Annotated in this window: 24 protein-coding genes; 2 read left to right on the forward strand and 22 right to left on the reverse strand. The window is 70.6% G+C overall.

Annotation, left to right across the window (positions count from 1 at the left end):
* Positions 1 to 40: 40 nt before the first annotated feature.
* Entirely contained in the window at positions 41 to 1,030 is a 990-nt protein-coding gene (locus H9633_RS04225) for a malate dehydrogenase (RefSeq protein ID WP_191712197.1), read from the forward strand.
* 75 nt (positions 1,031 to 1,105) lie between these two features.
* Complete coding sequence (locus H9633_RS04230) at positions 1,106 to 1,573, forward strand: recombinase family protein (RefSeq protein WP_071644894.1); 468 nt, start codon at positions 1,106 to 1,108, stop codon at positions 1,571 to 1,573.
* A gap of 35 nt (positions 1,574 to 1,608) precedes the next feature.
* On the opposite strand, the gene H9633_RS04235 is transcribed toward H9633_RS04230, so the two are convergent.
* The 22 genes from H9633_RS04235 to H9633_RS04340 form a co-directional block, all read right to left on the reverse strand.
* The gene (locus tag H9633_RS04235; protein WP_071644895.1) at positions 1,609 to 2,250 is read right to left on the reverse strand and encodes a hypothetical protein; all 642 of its coding nucleotides are present in this window, start codon (positions 2,248 to 2,250) and stop codon (positions 1,609 to 1,611) included.
* A complete protein-coding gene (locus tag H9633_RS04240) occupies positions 2,247 to 3,062 on the reverse strand; it encodes a hypothetical protein (RefSeq protein ID WP_191712198.1) in 816 nt (271 codons plus the stop codon). Before H9633_RS04240 ends, H9633_RS04235 begins: the two co-directional genes overlap by 4 nt.
* Positions 3,059 to 3,694, reverse strand: a complete 636-nt coding sequence (locus H9633_RS04245) for a hypothetical protein (RefSeq protein ID WP_191712199.1) — start codon at positions 3,692 to 3,694, stop codon at positions 3,059 to 3,061. The genes H9633_RS04240 and H9633_RS04245 overlap by 4 nt, the downstream gene beginning before the upstream one ends.
* Positions 3,691 to 4,935, reverse strand: coding sequence for a hypothetical protein (locus H9633_RS04250; protein WP_191712200.1), 1,245 nt, complete (start codon positions 4,933 to 4,935; stop codon positions 3,691 to 3,693). Before H9633_RS04250 ends, H9633_RS04245 begins: the two co-directional genes overlap by 4 nt.
* Before the next feature lie 12 nt (positions 4,936 to 4,947).
* A complete protein-coding gene (locus tag H9633_RS04255) occupies positions 4,948 to 5,304 on the reverse strand; it encodes a hypothetical protein (protein WP_071644899.1) in 357 nt (118 codons plus the stop codon).
* A gap of 89 nt (positions 5,305 to 5,393) precedes the next feature.
* The gene (locus H9633_RS04260) at positions 5,394 to 5,681 is read right to left on the reverse strand and encodes a WXG100 family type VII secretion target (protein ID WP_083428829.1); all 288 of its coding nucleotides are present in this window, start codon (positions 5,679 to 5,681) and stop codon (positions 5,394 to 5,396) included.
* Between the two features lie 102 nt (positions 5,682 to 5,783).
* Positions 5,784 to 6,332 (reverse strand): hypothetical protein, encoded by a 549-nt coding sequence (locus tag H9633_RS04265; protein WP_071644900.1) that lies wholly within the window; start codon positions 6,330 to 6,332, stop codon positions 5,784 to 5,786.
* A complete protein-coding gene (locus H9633_RS04270; protein ID WP_071644901.1) occupies positions 6,323 to 6,910 on the reverse strand; it encodes a hypothetical protein in 588 nt (195 codons plus the stop codon). Before H9633_RS04270 ends, H9633_RS04265 begins: the two co-directional genes overlap by 10 nt.
* Positions 6,907 to 7,395 (reverse strand): hypothetical protein, encoded by a 489-nt coding sequence (locus H9633_RS04275; RefSeq protein WP_191712202.1) that lies wholly within the window; start codon positions 7,393 to 7,395, stop codon positions 6,907 to 6,909. Before H9633_RS04275 ends, H9633_RS04270 begins: the two co-directional genes overlap by 4 nt.
* A 5-nt stretch (positions 7,396 to 7,400) precedes the next feature.
* A complete protein-coding gene (locus tag H9633_RS04280) occupies positions 7,401 to 8,723 on the reverse strand; it encodes a hypothetical protein (protein ID WP_071644903.1) in 1,323 nt (440 codons plus the stop codon).
* Entirely contained in the window at positions 8,723 to 9,058 is a 336-nt protein-coding gene (locus H9633_RS04285; protein WP_071644904.1) for a hypothetical protein, read from the reverse strand. Before H9633_RS04285 ends, H9633_RS04280 begins: the two co-directional genes overlap by 1 nt.
* Before the next feature lie 81 nt (positions 9,059 to 9,139).
* The gene (locus H9633_RS04290; protein WP_083428829.1) at positions 9,140 to 9,427 is read right to left on the reverse strand and encodes a WXG100 family type VII secretion target; all 288 of its coding nucleotides are present in this window, start codon (positions 9,425 to 9,427) and stop codon (positions 9,140 to 9,142) included.
* Positions 9,428 to 9,612: 185 nt separating this feature from the next.
* Positions 9,613 to 14,121, reverse strand: coding sequence for an FtsK/SpoIIIE domain-containing protein (locus H9633_RS04295; RefSeq protein ID WP_191712203.1), 4,509 nt, complete (start codon positions 14,119 to 14,121; stop codon positions 9,613 to 9,615).
* A 22-nt stretch (positions 14,122 to 14,143) separates the two neighbouring features.
* Positions 14,144 to 15,502 (reverse strand): RDD family protein, encoded by a 1,359-nt coding sequence (locus H9633_RS13125; protein ID WP_191712204.1) that lies wholly within the window; start codon positions 15,500 to 15,502, stop codon positions 14,144 to 14,146.
* Positions 15,499 to 16,212 carry an FHA domain-containing protein gene (locus H9633_RS04305; protein ID WP_071644907.1) on the reverse strand — a complete coding sequence of 238 codons (714 nt, stop codon included), beginning with the start codon at positions 16,210 to 16,212 and terminating at the stop codon, positions 15,499 to 15,501. Before H9633_RS04305 ends, H9633_RS13125 begins: the two co-directional genes overlap by 4 nt.
* Positions 16,209 to 17,867: a serine/threonine-protein kinase gene (locus tag H9633_RS04310; RefSeq protein ID WP_191712205.1), complete on the reverse strand. Its 1,659-nt coding sequence runs from the start codon at positions 17,865 to 17,867 to the stop codon at positions 16,209 to 16,211. The genes H9633_RS04305 and H9633_RS04310 overlap by 4 nt, the downstream gene beginning before the upstream one ends.
* On the reverse strand, positions 17,864 to 19,240 hold the full coding sequence (locus tag H9633_RS04315; protein ID WP_191712206.1) for an FHA domain-containing protein: 1,377 nt from the start codon (positions 19,238 to 19,240) through the stop codon (positions 17,864 to 17,866). Before H9633_RS04315 ends, H9633_RS04310 begins: the two co-directional genes overlap by 4 nt.
* Positions 19,237 to 20,046 (reverse strand): PP2C family protein-serine/threonine phosphatase, encoded by an 810-nt coding sequence (locus tag H9633_RS04320; RefSeq protein WP_191712207.1) that lies wholly within the window; start codon positions 20,044 to 20,046, stop codon positions 19,237 to 19,239. The genes H9633_RS04315 and H9633_RS04320 overlap by 4 nt, the downstream gene beginning before the upstream one ends.
* Entirely contained in the window at positions 20,043 to 21,266 is a 1,224-nt protein-coding gene (locus H9633_RS04325) for an RDD family protein (protein WP_191712208.1), read from the reverse strand. The genes H9633_RS04320 and H9633_RS04325 overlap by 4 nt, the downstream gene beginning before the upstream one ends.
* On the reverse strand, positions 21,263 to 23,650 hold the full coding sequence (locus H9633_RS04330; RefSeq protein ID WP_191712209.1) for a transglutaminase domain-containing protein: 2,388 nt from the start codon (positions 23,648 to 23,650) through the stop codon (positions 21,263 to 21,265). The genes H9633_RS04325 and H9633_RS04330 overlap by 4 nt, the downstream gene beginning before the upstream one ends.
* A complete protein-coding gene (locus H9633_RS04335) occupies positions 23,647 to 24,909 on the reverse strand; it encodes a DUF58 domain-containing protein (RefSeq protein ID WP_191712210.1) in 1,263 nt (420 codons plus the stop codon). Before H9633_RS04335 ends, H9633_RS04330 begins: the two co-directional genes overlap by 4 nt.
* Positions 24,909 to 25,880, reverse strand: coding sequence for an AAA family ATPase (locus H9633_RS04340; RefSeq protein WP_071644914.1), 972 nt, complete (start codon positions 25,878 to 25,880; stop codon positions 24,909 to 24,911). Before H9633_RS04340 ends, H9633_RS04335 begins: the two co-directional genes overlap by 1 nt.
* Between the last annotated feature and the right edge of the window lie 28 nt (positions 25,881 to 25,908).

Consider the following 25,908-nt stretch of genomic DNA (forward strand, 5'->3'; position numbering starts at 1 on the left):
GGCGGTCATCTGCGCACGAAGCGAGGCCTATGCTCGGGTCATGGCGACGACGATCACGATCACAGGTGCCGGCGGACAGATCGGCTACGCCCTTCTCTTCCGCATCGCGGCGGGAGACATGCTCGGACCGGACGAGCACGTCAGGCTGCGGCTGCTCGAGATCCCCCAGGGGCTGCGCGCGGCGGAGGGCGCGGCGCTCGAGCTGCAGGACGGCGCGTTCGAGCTGCTCGACGACGTGGAGGTGACGGACGACGCCGAGGTCGGGTTCGACGGCGCGAACCTCGCGCTGCTCGTCGGCGCGCGTCCGCGCGGACCCGGCATGGAACGCGGCGACCTGCTCGCCGCCAACGGAGGTATCTTCGGCCCGCAGGGCCGCGCGATCGCAGCGGCCGCGGCATCCGACATCCGTGTCACGGTCGTCGGCAATCCCGCCAACACGAACGCGCTGATCGCCTCCTCGTCGGCCGACGGCGTTCCCGCCGAACGGTTCACGGCGCTCACGCGCCTCGACGAGAATCGCGCCCGCGCGCAGCTCGCGCAGACGCTCGGCGCACCGGTCACCCTGGTGCGCCGCGTGCCGATCTGGGGCAATCATTCGGCCACGCAGTTCCCCGACATCTCGCACGCGACGATCGACGGCGCGCCGGTCGCCGAACGTCTCGAGGCGGCTGTGGGAGACGTGCGCGCGTGGCAGGAGCAGACGTTCATCCCCCGGGTGGCGAAGCGCGGCGCCGAGATCATCGAGGTGCGCGGGTCGTCGTCGGTGGCGTCCGCGGCGAGCGCGACCATCGATCACGTGCGCGACTGGGTGCACGGCAGCGACGACTGGACCAGCGCGGGCGTCGTCTCACGTGGCGAGTACGGTGTGCCGGAGGGACTGATCTCGTCGTTCCCGGTGCGTTCGTCCGGCGGAGCGTGGCAGATCGTCGAGGGCCTGGAGCTGGATGGCTGGGCCCGGGCTCGCATCGACGCATCGGTGGCCGAGCTCGTCGACGAGCGCGAGACGGTGCGCTCGCTCGGCCTCATCTGAGCGCCCGCTCCGCCTCCCGGAGTGCGGACGCGGCCGATGCCGGTCTCGGGCAGAATGGATGCCGGAGGTGCGGCGATGACCGATGCGATGAACCCGACGGGTGGCGAGGCGGAGATTGCGCTGACCAGTCCGCTGCATCTGCCGCACGCCGCCGCGAACTGCCCGAAGTGCCTGGCGGACGATGATCACGGATGGTGGTCGGCCCGACCGGAGGGAACACGCCTGGTGGGGCTCGTCGTCGCGCGCGACGGAATGCCGTCGGTGACTCAGCAGCGCGATGACCTCACCCGGTTCGGCGTGCCCATCGAGGGCTTCCGCCACCCCGCCCCGGAGATCCTGGAGAGCTGGGGCGACCGCCTGGCACGGCTGATCGAGACGCTGCGCCCGGGTGACGTGCTCGTCGTGGCGAATGTGCACGCTCTGGGTCGCGACCGCGATGAGGAGTCGCGCACGATCTCCGACCTGCGCCGGCGCGGCATCATGGTGAAGGTGCTCGGGCATCACGCCCGGCATCTCGCAGACGCCGAGACGCCGCCCGTCTGACGTCGCCCGAGCTCAGCGCCGACGCCAGGTCCTGATCACTCCGCCGGAATCCAGGTGAGGGTGGACACGCACAGGTCGAACAGTGCCTTCATCTGCAGCAGCGGTGGGTCGTCGGCGGGTACATCCGCTCCGCGCAGCAGGACGAGGGTCATCAGCAGCGCGCGTCGACGTCCGCTGCCGGGAACCGGAGTGAGATAGGCGACGGTGGTGACGCGCAGCTGCTCGCCGTCGAGCATGTCGGTCGTCTCCCGTTCCATGCGCATGATGCGCTTGTCCCCGAGCAGGGGCGTGGCGCCGTCGGCGAGGATGGCCGCCCGCACGTACGAGTCGAGCGTCTGGCCGGCCTCGGCGTGCTGGACGCTCGCGGTGAGCGATGCCGGGAGATATGCACTCTCGGGCGCCTCGTCCGCCGGCGTGAACATCGCCAAGGTCGACACCTTGCGCATCTGGGTGAACGCCTGGTCCACCATCACCCGCAGGCGGGCGAGGAGGTCGGGGCGGTGCGCCTGCATCGTGCGCGTGCGGATCTTCGCCAGCATCCGCTCCTGCTCGTCCTCGTCGACGCCGCGACGCACCCAGCCGGGCGGCAGCACGAGAGAGAAGTCGGGGTCGGGTTTGCCGCCGAGCAGCTCGCGCAGGCCCACGCGCGTCGCGGAGCCGTGTGGGACGTCGGTCACGGCGTGCTCCTTCGGATCGGGTCGAGCGTGAACAGGGTGCCCAACGGCGCGGCCAGCGCCTGCTCCAGCGCGGCGTCGTCGAGAAAACCGCGCTCGCGCAGGATCTGCAGGGCGGTGTCGCGGTCATGCTGGATGGAGCTGCGCTGGTCTGCGGGCAGCGCAGCGACTGCCCGCGCCGCGCGTTCGCGGTCTGTGATGGTCACGGGTCGGGTCGACTCGGGGGCCGCCTCAGCGGAGCGAACCCGGAAGCGCAGCAGCACGACCACGGCGAGCAGCGCGCCGAGCGCGAGAGCGCCCCAGACAGGTATGAGCATGACCTGATCGAGCCGGTAGCCGTCGCGCGCGGCCACGGTCGGCATGCTGGCCGAGGCGAAGCCGGCGGCGATGGCGCTGACGACCGCGATGCCGCACACCAGGCCCGACCAGCGGGCGCCGCTGCGCAGCCACAGCAGTCCGGTGACGAGCAGCATGACCGCCCCGACGGTGAACGCGGCAGCGGCCACGGGAACCGAGGTCGCCGCCGGCACCCGGTCGATGAGATACGACTCGGCGCCCAGCACCGCCATGCCGGCGACAGGAGCGATCACGCCGATGATCGCCAGCACCGCCAGCACCGCAGTGGAGCCGCGCTGTGCCGGGCTCGGCGTGCGCCGGGTGAGGATCTCGGCGACCGCCGCGCCGTCGCTGCCGAACGTCGCCACAAGGTCGGGATGCTCTTGAAAGGCCACCGCCTCCAGCATCCCGAGCCGCGGCTCCTCGGCGGCCGAGCGCGCGCGGGCCCAGGATCGTGCGTCCGGGTGAGTGAGCGTCATGATGCGGTCAGGCTATCAACCCAGGTGTCGGCGTGCTGCGCCTCCAGCAGGCGCGGTGCGCGCGCCCGGCGGGTGCGCTCGTCGGGGCCCACGAGCTGCAGCGATGCCGTGAACGCCTGGATCGACGGCGAGACGATGCCCAGCAGGTCCGCGAAGGTGGGTTCGACCGACACGATCACCACGACGTCGTCGTCGAACGCGAAGACGATGTCGTAGCCGAGCGCGTCGGCGTCGCCGATCCGCTCGGCTCGTGGCACGAGCACGCCCGGTCCCAGCCCCTCGGACTCGAACAGGATGCCGTCACCGGGTCCTGGCGGCTCGCCGTCGCCTCGCGCCATCACGACGTGCACGAAGACGCAGACCGGATGCTGCGCCGGCCACACCTGGAAGGCGAGCGCGTCGTCGCTGCGACGGTGCGCGAGCCCGGCGCGCAGGATCTCGCGAACGAGCGGCTCGGCATCCGGGGACCAGTGCTGGGCCCATGCCGTCTGCAGCAGCGCGGTGTTCTCGCCCACCCATGCCGCGGCCTCGGCGGAGGTCTCGAACGCAGGCAGGGCGAGCCAGCCGGCGTCCAGCGAGGTGCCGGTGATTCGCCAGGTGCCGGGCGCCCACCCGGAGGGGAACGAGATCACAGCACTGCTCCCAGCCATGGCACGCGCTTGCTGATCGCCTGATCGCCGTGCCCGGTCCAGTTCGCGATCTTGTCGGTCATCTTGATCGGCCCGGCGATCATCATGTGCGTGAACTCCCACGCGGCCGGCACGGTGGTCGAACGCGCCCAGCCCTGCGAGCCCGCCGTCATGGTCTCGACCATCCCGGTGAGCTTCGTGGTGTCCTTGCCGAGCAGGAAGCGGCTGAACACGTCGCCGACGCCGGCCGGGTTGTTCAGCTGCCAGAACGTGCGCCCGCTCTGCACGAGCCCGCTCATGCCGCCGCCCGCGAACCGCCCCGCCATGGTGACGCTGCGCAGCTGCGCTCCGGCGGCGCTCCACGTGGCGGGCTTGAAGGCGGCGAAGGTGTCGCCGGCGAAGCTGAGCACGCCGCTTCGGCCCTGGAAGAGCTTTCCCGCGCTGCCGAACGGGATCACGCCGACGATCGCGAGTGCGAGGTCCGTCCCGCTCGCATCGTCGCGGAAGAACTGGTAGGCGACCGCCGCCAGGGTCGCAACCGCGACCGCGGCGCTGATCGCGGCGATCACGGGGCCCCCGATGACGATGGCGGCGACGGCGAGCACGGTGCCCGCCACCTGCAGCACCTGGACGAACACGGCGACGCCGCCGTCGATGTTGTCCCAGCGGCTGTCCTCGATCTTGCCGTCGAAGGCGTCTTCGATCCGGTCGGCGGTGCTGTCGAAGACCTCCTCCCACGAGTCGACGTCGGTGTCGAAGTCCTTCAGGGCGCTCTGGTACTCGTCGTGCAGCCGCTGCTTCTCGCGGTCCTCGGTGTCGTTCTGCTCGCCCATGCTCTGCTTCTCGTCGTCGCTGCGCCACGGAGCAGGCTCCGCCCAGAAGGGCCGGTCGAGGTATCCGGGAGCCGCGTCATATGCGGCTCGTGCCTCTTCGCACGTGCGCACGCGCACGAGGATGCGCGGCTGGTATTCGCCGAGCGCGTCGGCGTACTCGACGAGGATGGGGCCGGTCGGCGGGTAGAGGGCGGCGGCGCGACCCAGTTCGATGTGGGTGTCGCCGACGATCTCCTGCAGCTTCTCGACGGCCTTGCCCTTCATCCCCGATGCCTGGTCGGCCAATCGCCGCAGGAACGCGGCGCTGGTCTGCATCTGCTCGCCCAGCGTCGTGATCTCGGTTCCGCGCGCCCGGATCGCGCCTGACTCGCCCTCGAGTGCGACGACCTGGCGTCCCTTGGGTGAAAGCATGTCCGTCTCCCGTCACCGCGCCGACGCGGGGGCGTGTGCGGCCGGGCGCGCCTCGCTCTGCGCGCCGGTCACATCGATCTCCATCTGGGAAGCGGTCTCGACATCCCAGTCCCGCAGTCCGTCGAGCACGCCCTGCACATGCTTCTGCACCTTGTCGATGTCGGTGCTGAGCTCGGTGCGCTTGTCGTCCCAGCGGCTCTCGAAGTCGTGCACCCGGCGACCCAGCTTGGTCTTGCCGTAGGGCGACCCGATCGCCTCCTGGACCGCGGCGGTGCGCGATGCCGCGTCGGTCAGCTCCTGCACGATCGACTTCAGCTGGTCGTTGACCTCGCTCAGCTCGGTGTAGCGGACCCAGATCCCGTCGGCCATTGCGACCCCTCCCGTCGTGTCGACCCCTGGTGGAACAGAACAGGGGCCGACCGATCATCGGTCGGCCCCTCGGGACTGCGTGCGCGGACTCAGCCGCCGGCGAGCTGCTGATCCAGATCCTGGATCGCGCGCATCATGCCCAGCAGCGACTCCGACATGTCGTTGATGCCGTCCACCGCGGTCTTCAGACCCGTGGTCAGCTCACCGTAGCCCTCACCGAACTTGCCCGACGCGTGCTGCGTCTTGAAGTCCTCACCCAGCAGCGTGTCCACCTGCCCCTTCAGGGTGTCCAGCTGACCCTGAATGTCATCACGAGCCTGCGACAGCGACGACGCCACCTGCTCCATCTCCGCATAAGACGCACCGAAATCGGCCATCGTCAACACCTCCGAAAATCATCCGAACCGGACCACCCCGGCCCGACACCCCCAAGCTACAAGATGCCCGCACCACCGAGCCATGGGGACAACTCCCCATCGTCAGGACGGTGTCGACACCAGCCGCACTGCGGCGAAGAGGTCGCGCAGATCGTCGAGCGCGAGGGCGAGCACGCCGGGCTCATGGGTCAGCAGGTCCACGACGACCATCATCCCGGCCTGGTCGCCGAGGAATCGGCCGCAGACGACCGGATCCTGCTCGTCGCCGATGAGCACCGCCAGGACCGAGCGGTCATAGCCTTCGACCTCTGTTCGGCTGACCGTCTGCACGAGAAGCCCCAGCCCTGCGTCAGCGAGGGCGACGAGGTCATCCACCTCCGACGCTCCTGGGCTCACGTACACGTGCGCGACATGCGGTCGAGCCAGATCTCCCAGCCACAGCAGCCGCGCCTGGGCGCCGGGGAGCGGTGGCGCAACCGCCTGCAGTTCCCGCAGCGCCGCTGCGAAGGAAGCCCGGCCGCCGTCGTCTGGCAGCACGTCCCCGATCTGAGCAGCCCACTCCTCGACGTCCGGCCAGGGACCTTCCGGGAAGGCGAGCGGGACGGGCAGCCACGATTCGAGCGCCTCGATGGAGAGCGCGTTCATCGCCATCGGAAGGTCTCCATGATGGTGTCGACGAGCTCGACGCTGCCCTCGATCACATCGGGTTCGACGTCATCGGGGTGAGGCAGCACGGCGATGAAGACCAGACCCAGCCGCGCCTGCGGAACGGGTGCAGGGAATGCGTAGCCGAGAGTGACGGTGCGGACCTCCGCGAGCTCACCGGATCCGCTGTGCGAGCTGCGCCACCGGAGGATCTCGCTGAGCGGGGTGGAGACCTTCTCGGGGACGACGCCGAACCGGTTGCGCACCTCGGTCTCGAAGTCGGTTCCGACCGAGCCCGCCACCTTGCGCGCGGCGATCGAGATCGGCGGCCGCCACTCGTTCGTCTCCTGGTCGGGCAGGTACACGGCGAATGCCTTCGTACGCTCGAGCTGCTTCCACTGCTCCGAGATCAGCAGCCGCATCTGCACGTCGAGATCGGGACGGCCGATCGCCTTCATCCGGGCGACGGCCTTGGCCTGGAATGCGGCCTTGCCGTCGGCATCCACTCGGTAGCGGCTCCACCCGCTCGGCATCAGGATCGAGTAGCCCCGGGGATCGTCCTGCGTGGGCTGCGGCGCGCTCACACGTATCCCTCGGGGAGCGTGTCCGCCTGGCGTCTGCGCTCGTACTCGGGGACGTAGCGGATCGCGGTGATCGCCAGAGGGATCAGCGCCACGACGTCGACGATGAGGGCGACGAGGAGGTTCGGGTCATCCTCAACCGTCTGAGCCGCGAAGAAGAACAGCGCGGTGACGCAGGATGCCAGCACGGGACCGAGCAGGCCGACGACGCTGCGCGCGTCGAGCATCTCGGTGCCGACGCAGTACACGGCGGAGCCGATGGCGAGCAGCCCGGCCAGTACGAGAAGCAGCCAGCCCGGAACCGGAACGACGGGGAACAGAAGGATCTGGTCATAGGGCGCGGACTGGTCGCGCAGGACCTGTCCACCGGTCCAGATCAGCGATGCGATGAGGAAGAGGATCAGCAGCACCGGCTGCACGAGCGCGATCAGCACCACCGTCGTGCGAAGCCGGGCGCGTCGAACAGTCTCATGGGGAAGTGCCTGCACGCGCGTCAGCCTACCCGCACACCGGAGAGCACGGGGATCTCAGGCGACCAGCCCGCGAGCTGAGCGATGTCGTTCGCGGTGAAGCCGGTCCACAGACCGGTGTTGAGGATCTGCGTCGGCAGTCCAGGCAGCGAGCGCGAGATGCCGGATATGGTCTGCTGCACCCCCGGGTTGGTCGCCCACTGCGAGGTGCGCATGCTCTGCAGGAACGTCTGCACCTGCACCGCCTCGGTGCCGCCCATGGGGATGGCCCGGAGCGGGTTGACGAACATGCTCGGAGCGGGCAGGCCCGCTCGCGCCACCGCCGGCGCGCGCAGCCATGTGAACGCGTTTCCGATCGCACGAAGCGGGTGGAAGATGGGGATCCGGAACGGCGTCAGCGGAATCGACAGGCGGGTCACCACCGAGGGCAGGCCGCTGCGGATAGCGGTGACGACCGCACCTCGGCCGGCGCTCATCGCCGAGCCGAGCGTCGGAAGCCCGCGGGAGAGCACCTTCCCGATGCCGAACGGAAGAAGACCGACGGCGGCCAGTGCCACATCCCCCAGGGATGCCCTCCCGAACGCGAACTTGAGCACGTTGAGGGCCAGCACGGCGGCGGAGAGGGCGAGGATGATCCCGCCGAGCAGTCCGGTCAGCGGAGCCCCGATCACCAGCGCGATGACCGACAGGACGAGCAGGACCACGGCGAGGACGTCCAGGACGGCATCCACGGACTCCCAGAAGCCGTCATTGTTGCCGGCTGTCTCGTAGGCCTTCTCGATGGACTCGACGGCATCGTCGTATGCGTCCGACCATGTCTCGAAGGTGTCGTCGAATGCGGTCCACATCGCATCCCGATGCCGCTCGGCCGATCCGAGGGTCGCGGCGGCAGCGCTGACGTCTCCGGCGGCCGCGTCCACCTCACTCTGTTCGGGATCGTCCTCCCAAGGCATCACGCGCTCGAGCGATCGCTGCCGACCGACGGCGTCTTCGTGCGAGCTCTGAGCGTTCTGATACGCGTTCTCCGCGTCGCGGACGTCGTCCTCGTTCGCGCGCAGCCAGCTCTGGGCCGCTTCGAGCGCTTCGGCGTAGATGCGCAGCGCCTTGCCGGTGTCCGTGTACCGCACTGCCGCGGCCGACAGGTCCACCGCGGTCTCGGAAGCCATCTCCGCGAGCTTGTCGGTGCCCTTGCTCTTGTGCACCGAGGAATCGCCGATCGCGGTGAGCTCACCCGCCGTCTCATTCATCTGTGTGCCGAGCGTGACCCAGTTGTCGCCTCTGCTCCAGATCTGTGAGGCGGATCCGGCGAGCTGGCGCAGTTCGACGTCGGTGTTCGGAGATCGCATCACTGGATCCTCGCGATCCGGGCGCTGGTGGTCTGCTCAGAGCCGGCGCTCTCGAGCTCGGCAGCGGTCTCGGTGTCCCACTGGTCCCAGTTGTCGACGATCGACGTGAGCTGGTCGCGGATCGAGCCGAGATTCTCGTTCAACTTGTCGCGCTTGCGGTTCCATGCCGACTCGAAGTCGCCGACCTTGTCGCGCAGTGACGAGCGGTCGTCGGGGCGATCGACCGCCTCCTCGAGATCGTTGTTGATCGCCGCCGCCTCGTCGAAGGCGGTGATGGCGGCGTTGAGGCCTGTCAGCGCCTCGCGGAGGCGAGCACGGTCGAGCATGATGTCCATCGGATTCCCCCATCGAAGGCGAGGACCGGCCTAGTCAGCCGGCCCTCGACGTCGAGTCTGTACTGGTTCTGGTGTGCGGACTCAGCCGCCGGCGAGCTGCTGATCCAGATCCTGGATCGCGCGCATCATGCCCAGCAGCGACTCCGACATGTCGTTGATGCCGTCCACCGCGGTCTTCAGACCCGTGGTCAGCTCACCGTAGCCCTCACCGAACTTGCCCGACGCGTGCTGCGTCTTGAAGTCCTCACCCAGCAGCGTGTCCACCTGCCCCTTCAGGGTGTCCAGCTGACCCTGAATGTCATCACGAGCCTGCGACAGCGACGACGCCACCTGCTCCATCTCCGCATAAGACGCACCGAAATCGGCCATCGTCAACACCTCCGGTAAATCGTTGAGTCCGGACCACCCCGGCCCGACATCACCAAGCTACAAGATGCGCGCACCACCGAGCCATGGGGACAACTCCCCATCGTCAGGACGGCGTCGACACCAGCCGCACTGCGGCCTGCGGCCTGCGGCCGCGCTTGCACGGCGCATCGCGAAGGTCCGCTCTCTCACGCCAGCGCATCCCCCTCGACCAGCGGCAGCTGCACCGTGACCTGGCGACCGGCCTGCACGAAGATGCCGCGACCCTCGGGGAAGTCGGTGCGCTTGACCTTGGGGAAAGGCACCTTGAACACCGCGTCGCCGTCGAACGAGTCAGGCTTGAGGATGACACCCTTGCGGCCGGCCTTGAAGTCGCCGATGAAGCCGAATCCGCTCGTGACCTGCGTCACGTCGGCGTCGCCGATGAGGAAGTGGTCGCTGCGGTTGACAGCCTGGAACAGCGCCTTCATCTCACGCTCGGCGGGGCTGTCTGCGAACTGCGGCACGTCTTCGACCACGATCATCACGCGCAGCGGGAGGGTGTCGTCCGCGATGAGCTCGGTGATCTCCTTCGCCAGCTCCTTCGCGTCGTCGGGTGTCACCGCGCTGCGGGTCCAGTCGGCGTACTCCTTCAGCTGCGAGCGGCGTCCGCCGAAGTGGAACAGCCTGACCTCCGGATCGAACCGGCGCATCGAGGTGATCATCGCCTTCAGCGCGTTGGTCTTGCCGGCCAGCGGCGGCCCCGCCACCACGAACGTGCCGACGGGGTCGAAGTCGCGCGCCGACAGGGTGTCCTCGGCGACGCCGAGCACAGGGAACTCGCCCAGGCGTTCGGGCAGATCGCGCACCGAGAGCCGGGTCGGCAGCGCGCCGATCTCGGCGACCTCGCGCGCTCCGGCCGCACGCAGCTCGGCCGCGAGCTTCTCGAGCAGCTTGGTCTGCTCGGCGACGTTGGGCGTGCCGCCCAGCGTGGCGATCTGGGTCTCCAGTCCGTCCATGATGGCGCGGCCCGGGGCGGAGCGCTCGTCGAGCACGTCCTTGGGCGCGTTCAGCATCGCGTACGCCGACTCGTCGGCCAGGCGCAGCACCACCCGTCGCGACACGTTCGCGCTCACGGCCGTGGGCACCGAGCCCGAGCGATCGGCGGTGGCGACCACGTGCACGCCCAGCGGGCGGCCCTCGCCGAGGATGCGCATGAACGTCTGGTAGAACGGCATCCGGGCGGTGGTCGACTCCCACTCGGAGCGGAACTGCGGGAACCCGTCGATCAGGAAGAGGATGCGCGACTCGTCGCGGCCGGTGATCTCGCGGTACTCGGTGAGGCTGGCGGCGTTCGCCGCGCTGAACCGCTTGCCGCGGTCGTCGAGCACCCGGGCGAGCGAGCGCAGGATGCGCTGCACGCGCTCGGCGTCGTCGCCGGCGATGATCGACCCGACGTGCGGCAGCACCTCGAGGCTGCGCAGCGACCCCGAGCCGAAGTCGAGGCCGTACACCTCGACGCTGCTCTTCGGGTCGTGGCCGGCCGCGATGGCCAGGGTGCGCAGCACGGTCGACTTGCCCGACCCGCTCGTGCCGTACACGAGCAGCGAGCCGTCCCTGTCGGGCACGAAGTAGGTCGGCTCCTGCAGCTGCCGCGCGGGCACGTCCATCTTGCCGAGCAGGATCTCTCCGTCGCCGCGCAGCGGCAGGTCGCGCAGGTCGACGGCCCGCTCGAGGTCGTCGAGCCAGGGTCGGCGCGGCGCCGGGATGCCCGCCTGCGCGGACGCCTTCACCAGCGTCGCGACGATGCGCTTCTGGTCGGTGGGACCGAGGTCCTCATCGTGCGAGTCGGACTCCGGAGCCTGCTCGGCTTCCCAGAGCTGGGTCGAACCGAAACGCAGCTCGGCGATCTTCACCTCGGCGACCTGCGCCTCGTCGGTGGTCCACCCGCCGGCGTACGCCGACTGGAAGGGCACGAGACGCCCCGGTCCGGTCTTGGCGATGCCGCGACCGGGGATCGACGGCGGGAAGGATGCCGCGATCGGGTCGTCCACGACGTCCTTCGAGTCGGACTCGTCGGCCATCCGCAGAGCCACGCGCAGGTTCGTGTTGGCGCGCAGGTTGTCCTTGATCACACCGGCGGGCCGCTGCGTGGCCATGATCAGGTGGATGCCGAGCGAGCGGCCGCGCTGGGCGATGTCGACCACGCCGTCCACGAACTCGGGCACCTCGCCGGCGAGCGCGGCGAACTCGTCGATCACGAGCACGAGCGCGGGCGGGGTGTCGGGATCGCGGCGCTTCTCGAGCTCGAGCAGGTCCTTGGCCTTCTTGCGGTTGAAGAGGTGCTCGCGATGGTGCAGCTCGGCGCGCAGGCTGGTGAGCGCCCGGCGCACGAGGTGCGGGCTGAGGTCTGTGACCAGGCCGACCGTGTGCGGCAGGTCGACGCAGTCGGCGAACGCCGATCCGCCCTTGTAGTCGACGAACAGGAAGGTGACGCGGTCGGGACTGTGCGCTGCGGCCATGCCGAGCACCCACGCCTGCAGGAACTCGCTCTTCCCCGCGCCCGTGGTGCCGCCCACGAGGGCGTGCGGACCCTGCGTGCGCAGGTCGAGGGTCATGGCATCCGTCTGCGACTGCCCGATGATCGCGCGCAGGTTGCCGGCCTTCTTCAGCCGCGACTGCGGGGTGCCGGAGCGGTCGATGATCGTGTTGTTCTGCCGCCAGCGGTCGATGACCGCGGTCGGGTCGGATGCCACCTCGCCGCCGACCAGCGAGAGGAACATCACCGAGTTCGGGATGTCGGAGGAGTCCTCGACGACCGTGCTCGAATCGACGACGGGAGCGAGGCGCTTCGCGAACATGGTCATGTACGCGTGCGACACGCCCTCGACCTGCACGCCGGTGTACGAGACGCCGTTGCGGACCGTGCCGACGCGCGCGTTCTCGAGTCCGCCGGTGACGTCGATGAAGCTGCGGCATGCGGCCGGCAGCGCCTCGACGACGGGCGCGACGAAGAGCCCGTAGACACCGACGTCGGCACCTCGTTCGAGGATCTGGGTGAGCCGGGCGCGGTCGACGGGTGCGTCGTCGGTGATGATGACGAGCACGGCGGTCTGGCCGGGGAAGCTCGCCTCCTCTGCAGCGCGCTTCACGTCGGTGCCGAAGAGGGTCGGGTCCCAGTCGTCGCCGTAGGGAGGGCGGGGAGCGGATGCCGCCTTCGCCCGGCGCATGACGAGCTCTTCCAGCCCGTTCAGCAGCGCGGCTCCCGTCGATGCCGAGTCGGCCAGCGGCACGTCCTTGAACGGGTTGCGCTCACTCGAGGTGTGCGGCAGCCACTTCAGCCAGTCGAGCTCGTTCGCCCAGCCCGGCTCGGTGATCGCCACGGTGACGAGCTCGTTGGGCGAGTGCATGCCGAACAGCTGCACGGCGAGGCCTCGCAGCGCGTCGCTGGCCGACGAGGTGGGGCCCGCGACGCCGATCGAGCCGACGCTCTGCAGCGACTCGAGGATCGGCACGTCGCTGATCATCCGGTAGCGGTCTTCGAGCCGGTCGACGCGTTCGACGTACTCGACCAGCGCCTCGGGCACCTCGGCGCGCTTGACTTTGGTGCGCGATTCGTCTTCGCAGGTGCCGAGGCGAACGGCGAGGAAGTTCCAGTGCTCGGGGCGCCGGGTCCACAGCATGGGGCCCAGGCGCATCGACTCGTCGAAGACGATCGCCACGGCCGGCACCTCCGCCTGGCGCACCTCGCGCTCGCGCGGCTGGGCGTGGTAGAGCTTCTCCTCGAGGCGTTCGAACTGCTCCTCGAACGATTCCACCTCTTTGCGCAGTCGCTGACCGATGTGGGTCTTCTGCGAGATGTAGTTGCCGAACATCATCATCGGCGACATGACCATGATCAGCAGCGAACGCGGGTTGTCGAAGATGAAGAACATCGCCGCGCCGAGCAGGATCGGGGCGATCAGCATCGGCCACGGGAACAGCCGCTGCACCTGGTCCTTCGGGTACCGCGGCTCGTCGAGGTCGGCCCCGGTGTAGCGCTCCTCGACGCGCGGGCTGCGGTTGAACAGCAGTGCTCCGCCGCGCTCGAGCACGGGGTCGGCGGCTGCCGAGCCGTCGTAGTCGCTGACCAGGTGCACGACCAGCTCGCAGTCGCCGAGCGTGAACTTCTGGCCCGGGATGACTCTCAGCCGCTGCACGAGCCCGCCGTCGACGAGGATGCCGTTGGCGGAGTTCAGGTCGACGATCTCGACGAAGGTCGATGCCACCTCGATGCGCGCGTGTCGCTTCGAGACGAGCGGGTCGGTGAGCACCACGTCGTTGGAGGTGTCGCGGCCGATGAAGAAGTGTCCCACCGGCAGCGGGAACTCCTGCCCGGCGGCCGGCCCCGAGACGACCGTCAGCAGTGCCGCCGCGCGGCTGGACAGCATCGCCGTGGCGGCGCGGTTGGGGCCGAGGTTGACGACCTCGGCGAGGAACCCCGAGCCGACCGGCGCGTCGCCGATCAGCAGGTCGGGGTTGAGGGTGATGAGCTCGTCGCTGGTGGGCGGGGCGACCGAGAGGCTGAGCACGTCGCCGCTGGATGCCACGACCGAGCGCTGCGGGTCGGTGCCGGCGATCTGCCCGGCGACGTCGGCGACCGTGGCCGTCGAGTCCGCCATGACGACGATGTCGGTCAGGGGGACACCCGGGCGCCGCAGCGTCAGCTTGATTCTCATCGGTTCTCCTGGTTGTCGACTGTCAAGCCCGCTCGATGGTCAGCGTGCGGTCGCCGAAGCGGACCACGTCGCCGGCCTGCACGGGCACCGGATCGCCGGGGGTCAGGGTCAGGTCGGAGCCGTCGCGGACGACGGCGCTGCCGTTCGTGGATCCTCGGTCGACGACGAGGACTCCTCGTCGAGACGGGAGGATCGCGAGATGGGTCTTCGACACGGATCGGGTGTCGTCCGCCACGGCGACGAGCTGCATGGCACCCTCCCCCGCGACCGGAGCCGGGGCGCGGCCGAGCAGCGTGGCACCGCGCACCTCGACGCGGCTTCCGTCGTCGAGACGCAGCACCGCGCGCACCGCGGGAACCCCGCCGGCTGCGGATGCCGCGGGCGCAGCCGCCGCGGGACTCGGTGCCGGCTCATCGGAGCCGGCCGCGCTCGGCGGCGTCGGCGCCGCAGGACTCGGGGCGAAGGAGTCGAGCAGCTGGCCGGCCACGAGGGGCGGCGGCACGGCATCCACCATTCCGGTCGGCGCGACGGCGGGCGCGAACGGCGTCGCGGCTGCCGGCGCGACGGGCGTGGCTGTCGGCGCGGACGGCGCGACGGGCGCGCCGGGCGCGCCGGGCTGGGGCGGCGACATCCTGCGGTGGGCGCCGATCACGCCGCCCGACAGCCGTCCCGACGGGGTGTACTGGGCTGGAGCGTCTCGCTCGACCGGGGTGGCAAGGGAGGGAAGCGCGGGCCCGCTCGCGTGCTCGGTGATCCGCACCGACTTGCGGGCGATGCGCATGCGCTTCACGTCGTACGGGTTGAGCCCGCGGCGCACGTCGACCATCCACGTCGCACCCGCCTGGTCGAGCCAGCTGCGGCCGCGGCGTTCGGAGTCGAAGAAGGGCGACAGCGCCACCACGAGCAGCGGCCCGAGCAGCGGAAGCAGGAACGACAGCGACAGCACCAGGTAGCGCACGACCGCGCCGCGCCAGAAGCCGGGGCGTTCCAGGGTGCGGACGTTGACCGTACGCAGGCCGAAGACGGCCTTGCCCGCCGTCACTCCCTTCCGCCCGAGCAGCACGAGCTGCACCACGATGAACACGGTGGCGAGCACGTTGCCGACGGCGAGGGTGACGATCGGCCACACCAGTGCCCCGTCGGCCAGCATCGCGCCCGCATCACCGGCCCCGCTGAGGATCTCGGCGAGCGCCGGCGTCGCCACCAGCATCGCCGGCAGGGCGAACAGCGCGAGCACGAGCAGCTCCGCCAGGGTCGCCATCGTCCGACGCCCGAAAGGCGCGGGCAGCAGGCCGAGGGATGCAGCGTATCCGGGGTCGGGGTGCCCGGTGGCGTCGAGGCCCTCGATCTGCTTCTCGCCGTCGTCGATCTCCCAGATCAATCCAGCTCTCCTTCGGGTTCGCTCTGGGGCGCGTCCAGCATGGCGAGGTCCTCTCGCGTCACCAGTCGTGAGGCGATCGCGTGCTCCACGAGCCGCGCGCGCCGGTTCGTGGCGAAGCTGCGCTGACCGCCGCGCATGCCGGGCACACCGATCCGGTCGAGCTTGTCGCACACGTTGTCGAGCTTGCGATTGAAGCGCGTGACCGTCCAGCCCAGGCGCTGCGCCGCCTTGGCCGAGCTGGGGATCTCGCTCATCCCGGTTCCGTCGCGGCGCAGCTGCGGCTCGGCGAGGGCGAGGATGAGCAGCTTCTGACTCTCGGTCAGCGGCACCGCGCCGATCGTCGAGACGCCGTCGCCCTCGGCCTCGCGGCGCACCGCGCGGAACGGCGGCTCGGCGGAGTGCACGGTCATCTCGTAGGTGGTCGGTCCGGCGGTGAAGACGATCGTCGTCCGCTCGAACACCAGCGGCAGACGGGCGCCGGGTGCCAGCCAGGCCTGCACGCCGCCGGCCGAGTCCGTCACGGTCGCCGAGAGGCGGCTGCCGATGTTCGTGAGCCACCACAGACCGTCGTCGTGCGCGATCTCGAGGAAGTGACGGTGCAGGAAGAGGTTGTCGTCGAGTTCGAGATCGCCCTCCCTGCCCACGGTGAACGACGTCGAGGTGTCGACGGGGAAGTATTCTCCTGCGAACTCCACGGTGACAGCGGTCATCCGACGCACCCTCTCACTTCCTGCGCGGACCGGCCATCAGCACGGACCAGGCTGACGTCGATGCACGTGCGGCCGGGGTGCGGCCCGTCGAGGGTCACGGTCGTCTTCTCCGTGGTCTGCGCCTGGAGGGTGCCGTCGAGCGTCACCTCGGCCCAGATGTACGAGTCGCCCTCTTCCGGGCTGGGGTTGCTCCACGTGAAGGTCACCGTGTCGCCGCTGCGGGTGCCGGTGACATCGTCGACCGGGGGGACGATGCCCGAGATGACGTCCTGCGGGGCGGGTTCCTCGCCATCGACCGGCGCAGCCGTGGACCGCGCCGCCGTGCTGAGGCTGCCGCCCAGCCAGATGCCGCCGCCGATCACGACGACGAGGGCGACCGCCGCGGCCCACAGCCACGGTGCCACGCGATGCCGGCCCGTGGGGAGCTTCTCTGCGGCGGACGCCGCCGCTGCCGTGTCCGCGGGCGCCTGAGGGGGGATGCTCGCGGCACTCGGCGTGCCGGGCGCACTGGGCGAGAGGACGGTCGGCGGCCGCAGCAGGGTGGGCTCGTCATCGTCCATGGGCGGTGCGGGTGCCGCAGGTGCCGATGTCCTCCGCACGGTGTGCTCTGCGGACTCCTGCGGCGCGGGGGTGTCGAATCGGGGCACCCCGATCATGCCTCCGCCGGCGAGCCGCGGCTCAGTCGCCGCCGACGGGCGGGTCGCCGCGGGGCTGTCCGGGCTGATCGACTGCACCTCCCGCACGCGGGTGAGGCCGTCGTCATCGTCGCGCATCTCGTCGGCGGAGGGATGCTCGTCGACGATGTCGATGGGGGTGACGGAGTGCGCGAGTTCGATCTGCACCTTCTGCAGCGCCCGCGCGAAGGCCACCGCGCTCGGATAGCGATCGTCGGGGTTCTTCGCCATCGAGCGCGCAAGGGTCGCCTGCAGGCTGCCCGGCGAATCGGCGCGCGCGAGCACGGGAAGAGCCATCCGCTCGATGCGCTCGATGAGGTCGGCGCTCGTGTTGCGCTCGCCCGGACGCTCGAACGGCGAGCGGCCGGCGAGCAGCGTGTACACCGTGGCGCCGAGCGCGTACACGTCGGTGCGCGGTCCGCTGCGCGGCGGCTCGGCGAACGACTCCGGCGGCGACCACGGGATCGACATGCCCGCAGCCTCGGTGACGGCGCCGGCGGTCGACGCGATCCCGAAGTCGGTGAGCGCGGGCCGGTTGTACTCGGTGACGAGGATGTTCGCCGGCTTGATGTCGCGATGCAGCACCCCGGCCCGGTGCGCGGTCTCGACGGCTCCGGCGACCTGGATGCCGACGCGCAGCGCTTCGGCGACCGAGAACGGCTCGCGACGCGCACGCGCCTGCAGGTTCGGTCGCGGGCAGTACTCCATCACGAGGTACGGCCGGCCGTCACCGGCGACCCCCGCCTGGTAGATCGTGACGATCGCCGGGTGGGTCGACAGCATGGCCATGACGTTCGCCTCGTCGGTGAACTCCTGGGCCGCCCCCGTGGTGATGCGATCGGCGAGCAGCACCTTGACCGCCACCTTGCGGCGCGGCATCTCCTGCTCGTACAGGAAGACGTCGGCGAACCCGCCCGCTCCCAGCGGCTGCAGGTACGTGAAGCCGGGCAGCTGCGGCGGAGGCGACGGCGTGCGATTCATGTGAGTCCCTCGAAGGTGACGGTGACCCCGTCGCCGAGGTCGACGACGTCTCCGCTGAGCACGAGCGTGTGCTCGCCGGGGTGCAGGCGCACGGGGTCGGCACCGGGGCGCAGCAGCGTCGAGCCGTTCGTGGTGTGCAGATCGATGACCACGACGGAATCGCCCTCGGGGCGGATCTCGAGGTGGCTGCGCGAGATGTCCTGCTGTGGGCTGTCGACAGCCACGAGATGCGGCAGGCTGTCGCCGCTCGCGCGTGTGGCGCGAGGGCGCCGTCCGATGATCACGACGCGATCGAGCGTGACCACCTGACCGGTCGACAGGCGGGCGGCCCCGTGGGCGACGGCCGAGTTCTCCACGGCCGGCAGCACCTCGGTCGGCGTGTCGGGCCCGGCGGTTCGTGCGGCCTGCCCTGGCGCCTCGCCGGCCTCGCGCATGCGCCGCAGTTCGGCGAGAGAGATGGTTGAACCGTCGTGGTCGCCCGCGGGCGCATCGGGGGCGGCGGCGGGGCCCCGCGGCACGGAATGCACGGTGGCGTCGAGGACGTCGTCGTCTGGAGAAGACGGCGGCGCGGGCGCGAAGGTGTACTCGGCGGGGACGAGGGTCGGGAATCCTGCGTCGACGGCGGGAGCATCCGGTGCGGCAGTCACGGGCATCGCCTCGGTCTGCACTGGATCGGCGTGCTCCGGGTCTCGGACGTCCGCCTCCCCTGCCGTCGCGTCGGCCTCGGCCGCCGGCGCGAGATCAGCCGGTGCGAGATCAGGCTGCGCATCCGGTGCTTCTGCGGGGTCAGCCGCCGCGTCAGCCGGCGGCGTCACGCTGTCGGCCGGCGTCGCCTCGACGGGTTCCGCATCCGCCGGCGGCGTGACGACCGGAGCACTCACCTCGGCCGGCGCTGCCGCTGCCGTCTGCACGCCGGCACGCCCCTCCGCTGCGGGCAGGTCGTCGCCGGGGAACGCGACCGACGCCGCCAGCACCGTGCCGGAGCGCACGACGAGCGACGTGGTCGACTGGCCGTCCTCGAGCGACACGAGGAAGGAACGCGGGTCGGTGATGTACCGCTCGGTCCAGGTGCTGATCTCGGCCCCGGAGACGACCTCGTCGCCCTCCGTGCCGGCCACGGTCACCGTGACGTCGCCGCGCACGGCGAGACGCGCGAAGCCGTCCCCGAGCAGGGCGACGACGAACGAGCCGAGCGACGCGATCCTGCCACCCGTGAGGACGTCGATGACCTCGGTCAGCTGGGGTGCGCCGTCGTGCATGAGCCCGGACAGGGCGGCGACCCTCTCGACCGGAGTGTCGCCCGGAACGGCGATCATTCCGTGCTGCTCCGCGATCACCTGCCAGCTGCCGGGTCGGTACGCGAACTGGTTCATCGAACCCCTCCATTCAACGATTCCCGCGGTCTGGTGTCGTCGTCGACGTCCGAGAGCACGATGGTTCCCGGCCGTGAGGCGACCGAGACGGCATCCACGACCACGACGGTGACGTTGTCGCGGCCGCCCGCTTGCACCGCCTCGGCGGTGAGCTGCGCGGCCGCACGCTGCGGATCGGGTTCGCTCTGCAGCACCTCACGGATGCGCGCTTCGCCGATCTCGGATGTCAGGCCGTCGGTGCAGATGAGCATCCGGTCGCCCTGCTCGGCGGGGAACAGCCAGAAGTCGGCGTCGCCCGTGCTGCCGGCGCCGATCGCACGCGTGATGATGTTGCGCCGGGAGTCGTGCGGTGCGTCTTCGGGACTCAGCTCACCCGAGTCCAGGAGCTCCTGGATCACCGAGTGGTCGACCGTGATGCGCTCCATCTCGCCGTCGGCGAGCCGGTACGTGCGCGAGTCGCCGATGTTGACCGCGAGCCAGTAGCCCAGCCCGTCTACCGACGAGATGACGACGCCGCTGAGGGTGGTGCCCGCACGCGACTCGCCGGACGTCGCGAGGTGCTCGACGACCTCGCGTGCCCTGGCCAGCGTCTGGCGGACGTCGTCGAGGCTGAGCGCCTCACGGCCCACGAGGGTCGCGAACTCGTCGACGACCGCGGCGCTCGCGCGCTCTCCCGCCTCGTGACCGCCCATCCCGTCGGCGACGATGAAGACCGGTGCGGATGCCAGCTGCGCGTCCTCGTTGAGCGCGCGGCGCCGCCCGGTGTGGGTCGCCGCGCCGGAGTAGACGAGCACGGGCGCGGTCATGCGAAGCCGCCGATCGTGAGGATGCGGTCGCCGATCTCGACGGCGTCGCCCAGGCGCAGCGGCACACGCTGTCCTGGCGGGCATGCGATGCGCACGCCTTCGCGCACGACCACGGTGCCGTTGGTCGACTGCCGGTCCATGATCCAGCCGCCGGACGGCGCGGAGGCCGCCTCGAAGTGCGTCTTCGACAGCGACAGGGTCTCGTCGCGCACGGAGATGACCACCGCGCCCGGCTCCTGCTCGGGGTTGCGCCCGAACACGGTGCGCCCGGCCACCGTCACGCGCTGCCCGTCGTCCCAGGTGAACACGAGGCGGTGACCCGGGATGCTGATCCGCGTCGACTCGACGTCGTCGTCGGCGTGGGCGGTGGCCGGAGCGGCCTGCGCAGCTGGGGCAGGGGGCGCGGCCGGGGTGGAGATCGTCGGAGCCTGGGGCGGAACCGCCGGGGCTGCAGACGTCGCGGACCCGCCGTGCTGCGTCACCCCGGGGACGAACGAGATCAGCGGGTCGCCCGGCACATCGGCGCCGGGACGCGGAGCCGCGACCGTCTGGTCGGGTGCCTCATCCGCCGCAGCCGCCGGGGAGGTCCTGGTCGGCACGACCGTCTCGTCGACGGCATCCGGACGCGGCGCAGCGCTCGGCGCCGCGGGCGCGGGGGGTGTCGCGACACCGGCGCGTGCGTCGGCCGCCGGTGGCCTCGGCGGCGAGGGGAGCGCGGTGGCCGTCGAGGCGTCGGCCGCGGCGTCGCGTGCGGGCACGGCCGCAGCATCCAGCATCACGGCCCCGCCGACCTTGTCATGCCAGCCCTGATAGCGGCCGGATCCGTCGAAGAGCGGCGAGAACATCCCGACCACGAACGCACCCGTCACGGCGAAGACGACGTTGCGCAGGAGCGCACGCCAGAAGGTCACGGGCGCGAGGTCGGCCGCGCGGACGAGCCGGATGCGCTGCGCGCGCATGCCGATCGACCCGCGTCCGGTCTGCATGAGCGTGTAGATCACGAACCAGGCGAGGATCAGCAGGCCGAACACGCCCGACACCACCGCCACGGAGACCATCGCGCCGGCGGCCGACTCGGGGTCTCGCAGCGCGCCGACCGTCATGGTCACCGTGATGACCAGGGCGAGCATCGGCAGCACGGCGGCGATCAGCGCATCGATGATGTAGGCGATGACCCGTCGCGAGATCGGCGCGACGTCGCCGGGGGGAATCATCGTCATGGGGTCTCGCTCTCGGCCGTCGGGCTGTTCTTGTCGATGTTGCCAGGTTCACGGCGCACGCGGGCGGCCGCGGCGTCCCTGAGCTCCTGGACGCGTTCGCTCACACTGCCGTTCCCGGTCAGCGAGCGCACGCTGAGCCGCGCCTTCATCCGCCCCCAGAAGGTGGTCGCGCTGCGCATGCCGTTCACCGCCTCGTCGACCTCGCGCCAGAACGCCTCGACCTCCTCGGCGGTCGGCTCGCCCGGCCCGAAGACCTGGCCGTCCGCGCGCTCGGCCAGCGTCGTGGCCGCGGGCAGAGGGAGGACGGATGCCACCACACCGGCCTCTTCGACACGGGTGCCGCCCGGGGGGATGCGCGCACCGTGATCGATCGCGCGATCGGTCAGCTCGTCCCAGCCGCCGCTGATCCGGTCGGAATGGCGCTGCGCGTTGCGGCGGGCGCGGCGTCTCGCCGCCTTCCACGCACCGATCACGATGAATGGCGATGCGAGCAGCAGCAGCACGCCGAGCGAGATCCCCGCGATCGCGAGGATCAGGCCGATGATGCCGAGCACGTTCAGGCTCTCGTCCTCCGCCTTGCGGTCGTCGGGCACCGTCGGCGGCAGATCCACCGGCTCCTGCGGCGGGGGCGGCGGCTGCAGCACCTGCGGCTTGGGATCGACGCGCGGCTTCGTGTTCTGGTCCTGTGGGACCTTGTCCTCGGGAGGCGTGGGGTCGAACGGGATCCATCCGAAGCCCTCGAACGCGATCTCGACCCAGGCGTGCACGTCGTCACCGGTCGCGGCGAAGACCGGCTCGTTCCTGCGCCCGGCATCCGGGTAGTAGCCCATCACGACGCGCACCGGCATCCCGACCTCCTGCGCGGCCAGCGCCATGGCGACGGCGTACTGCTCGTCGTCGCCGATCATCTGATCTCCCCCGAGCAGAGTGCTGATCCGCTCGGCGGTGTGTCCTGCGCGCGAGAGCACCTCGCCCTCGAGACCGTGACTGAAGAACCCGCCCTCGGCGAAATACGTCTCGAGGGCCCTGGCCTGCTCGATGGGCGTCTCGGCGTCGGTCACGATGTCGGCCGCCGTCGCCGAGAGGTCCTCGGGCGAGTACGACGAGACCTTCTGCTTGATGTTCGCGAACGGCGCGTCTTTGAGCTGCTCGTCGCCGACCTTCGGCGCGATGATCGCGTCGACGGTGTACGCGTCGCCCTTCTTCAGGCCTGCGGTGACGACCGTCGTGTCGGTCGCGGTGTTGCTGTACGCACTGCGGCGCAGCTCATCCGCACGCGGGCCGTCGAACGTGACGTCGTCGACGACCGTGGTGCCCGGCAGCCACACCCCGGAGTAGTCGGCGATCTCGAAACGCAGCCGCGCGGGCACGCCCTCGACACCGGTCGCCATGTCGCTGCGCAGGGGAAGGAAGGCGCTGGATGATCCGGGGCCGCCGTCGGTCACGTTGTAGACCACGCCGTCCCAGCCGTCCATCGCCGCCAGACGCACGCGTGCGTCTTCCGGCAGCCCGGTCACCGTGAACAGCGTCTTGGTCTTCTGGTCTCGGACCGTCTTGCGGAAGCCCTGCATCGGGCTCGCGTAGTCGCGGATGTTGAACGGGGGGATGATCGCGTCGCGGAACACGTGCCGCGGTGCGGAATCCGCGGCGATCGCATTCACTCCGGCACCGGCGCCGGCTGCGACCGCGACGACCGCAAGACCGCCGACGAGCCTGCGGGTGCGCATGTGCCTCGCGCGAGCCGGGTCCGCCTCGCTGACGTTGACCGCCGACGACTGCGGCGCCCACCAGGAGCGCAGCGACAGCCAGCCGGCGGCGACCGCCGCGATCGCGATCCCCTGCACGAGCGGGAAGGCCGCTGTCGGCACGCCCAGCGCGATCACCAGGAACAGCGCGGCGACGATCGGCAGCAGCGACCAGGCGAGATGACGCAGCCGCAGCGCGAGCGACGCCGCGACCACGCTCGCCACGAGGCCGATCAGGAAGGGCACGAGCAGGTGGCCGTCTGCGGCCGAGACCGGCGCCACGGTGGTCAGCAGCTGCTTCCACGACGTGATCACTCCCGTCGCCAGCCCGACCAGGGTGTCGATCGTGGGGATCACGCCGAGCAGCGCCGTGTGCGGCAGCGCGAGCGCACCGCCGAAGACGAAGTAGACCGCGACGGTCGCGCCGGTGATGATCAGGATTCCCCACCCGCGCCATGCGCACACGGCGGCGACGGCGAGCCCGAGGACGACCCCTCCGACGGCGGCGAGCAGGAAGCTCGGCCCGGCGAACGTGGTCCAGAAGCCGATGAGCGCGGCGATCAGCAGCATCCCGACGGCGACGAGGTCGAGAATCCAGCCGCGGCGCAGGCGGGACGAGGTGGTCATCGGAGCGGTCATGCGAGAACCCTCTGCAGTGCGGCGGGGAGCTGGTCGAGGGCGCCGACGGTCACGACATCCGCTTCGCCGATGCGGCGCAGCTCGGGTCGGTCGAGCCCCGAGCGGGCGACGACGGCGAGCGCACGCGCACCGAACGGCAGCCGAGCGCAGGCTCGGCGCAGATCCTCGACGTCGACGGCATCCCCGCACACGAGCACGACGACGCTGGCCAGCGGCATCGTGGCCGAGACCACGCCGGCCAGCTCGGCGATACCACCCTCACGTGCCTTGGACTGCTCGACGGCCGAGAGCGAGTCGAGCAGCTGCTTGCCGGTGCCGGATGCCAGTTCGCGGCCCTGCACGCGCACGTCGACGCGCTGCGAGTCCTGCAGCGCGCGCAGCCCGATGGAGCCGGCGATCGAGATGCCGAGCTCGAACTCGTCGTCGTCGCGGTAGTCGCCGCGCGAGCGGGACAGACCGATCACGAAGTGCGACCGGCGCGTCTCCTCGAACTGACGCACCATCATGGTGCCGGTGCGCGCCGTCGAGCGCCAGTGCACGTGACGCAGGTCGTCGCCCGGCTGGTACTCGAGCAGCGCGTGGAACGACACGTCATCTCGCGAGAGATCCGTGGCGGGAAGGCCCTCGAGATCACGCAGGAAGCCGAGCGACTGGCCGCCGAACCGCACGGTGCGGGGATGCACGAACAGATCGACGGGGTCGTCGCGTCGGTGGGCGCGTTCGAACACCCCCAGGGGGTCGCCGCGCACGACGCTCACCGGCCCGACTTCGACAACACCGCGGCGCTGCGTGGGGATGGCGAACAGCTCCTCGGCGCTCTGACCGGCGGCGAGGCGCTGGATCGAGAACTCTCCCCGGCCGGCGCCGACCGGCAGCACCACACGCGACGGGAGGATCGCTCGCGTGCCGCGGTTCTCGAGCTTCAACGCGCCGATCGCGCGCTCCCCCACCACGACCCGGGTGCGAGCCAGGTCGAGCGACACGTCGTACTGCGTGCGGCCGATGAGGAAGAGCGCGCAGATCACGAGCAGGAACGCCATCACCCAGGCGGCGACGACGAGCTCGCGCCAGCCCTGCACGGCACCGACGATCCAGAACAGCACGGTGAGTGCCATCAGCATCCATCCGAGCGGACGCACGACGCGTGCGGCCGTCTCAAGGTGCCCCAGCGCGCGTCCGCCGAGCACGGCGGCGACATCGCGCCAGCCCGCCTGCTGCTCTGCGGAGGCCCTCCCCTCCGCCACCGTCGCCTGCGACATCAGACCGCGGCGCGGGCCTGCGGCGCTGCGACGTTCTCGAGCACCCGGCCGATCACGCTCTCGGCGGTCGTGCCCGCGAACTCGGCCTCGGCGTCGAGCAGCAGACGGTGCTGCCAGACGGGACGGGCGAGCGCCTTGATGTCGTCGGGCAGGACGTAGTGCCGGCCGTGCGCCGCGGCCCACACCTTCGCGATGCGGATCATCGCGATCGCACCGCGCACCGACACGCCCAGACGGATGGCGGAATCGGCGCGGGTCGCCTCGGCGAGCTCGGCCGTGTAGCGCAGCACCGCAGGCTCGACGTGCACGCTCGCGCCCAGGTCGGCCATGTCGGCCACCGCACTCGTGGTGATCACCGCGGCCAGCCCGGCCGACGGGTTTCGCTGCGAGGCTCCGGCGAGGATCCGCTCGGCGACCTCCAGGTCGGGGTATCCGATCGACGTCTTGATCAGGAAGCGGTCGAGCTGAGCCTCGGGCAGCTTGTACGTTCCGGCCTGCTCGATCGGGTTCTGGGTGGCGATGACGAGGAACGGTCGCCCGGCCTCGTGGGTCACGCCGTCGACGGTGACCCGGGACTCCTCCATCACCTCGAGCAGCGCCGACTGGGTCTTGGGCGAGGCGCGGTTGATCTCGTCGGCCAGCACGATGGACGCGAAGATCGGGCCCCTGTGGAACTCGAAGCGGTGCTCACGCTGGTCGTAGATCGTCACGCCGGTGACATCGGACGGCAGCAGGTCGGGCGTGAACTGGATGCGCGAGCTGGTGCCCTGCACCGTGGCCGCCAGGGCCTTCGCGAGGCTGGTCTTGCCGGTGCCGGGCGCGTCCTCGAGCAGCACGTGCCCTTCGGCGAGCATCGCGGCGATGACGAGACCGACGACCTCGCTCTTGCCCTGCAGTGCCTTGTCGACGTTCTCGACGAGGCGGTGGAAGGTGCCTTGGAACCAGGCAGCCTGTTCGGGGGTCATGCTCATGCGTCGGTGTCCTTCTGTTCGTGCGTCG

Origin of the sequence: Microbacterium commune (assembly GCF_014836945.1) — a bacterium.
In the GTDB taxonomy this organism is placed as follows: domain Bacteria; phylum Actinomycetota; class Actinomycetes; order Actinomycetales; family Microbacteriaceae; genus Microbacterium; species Microbacterium commune.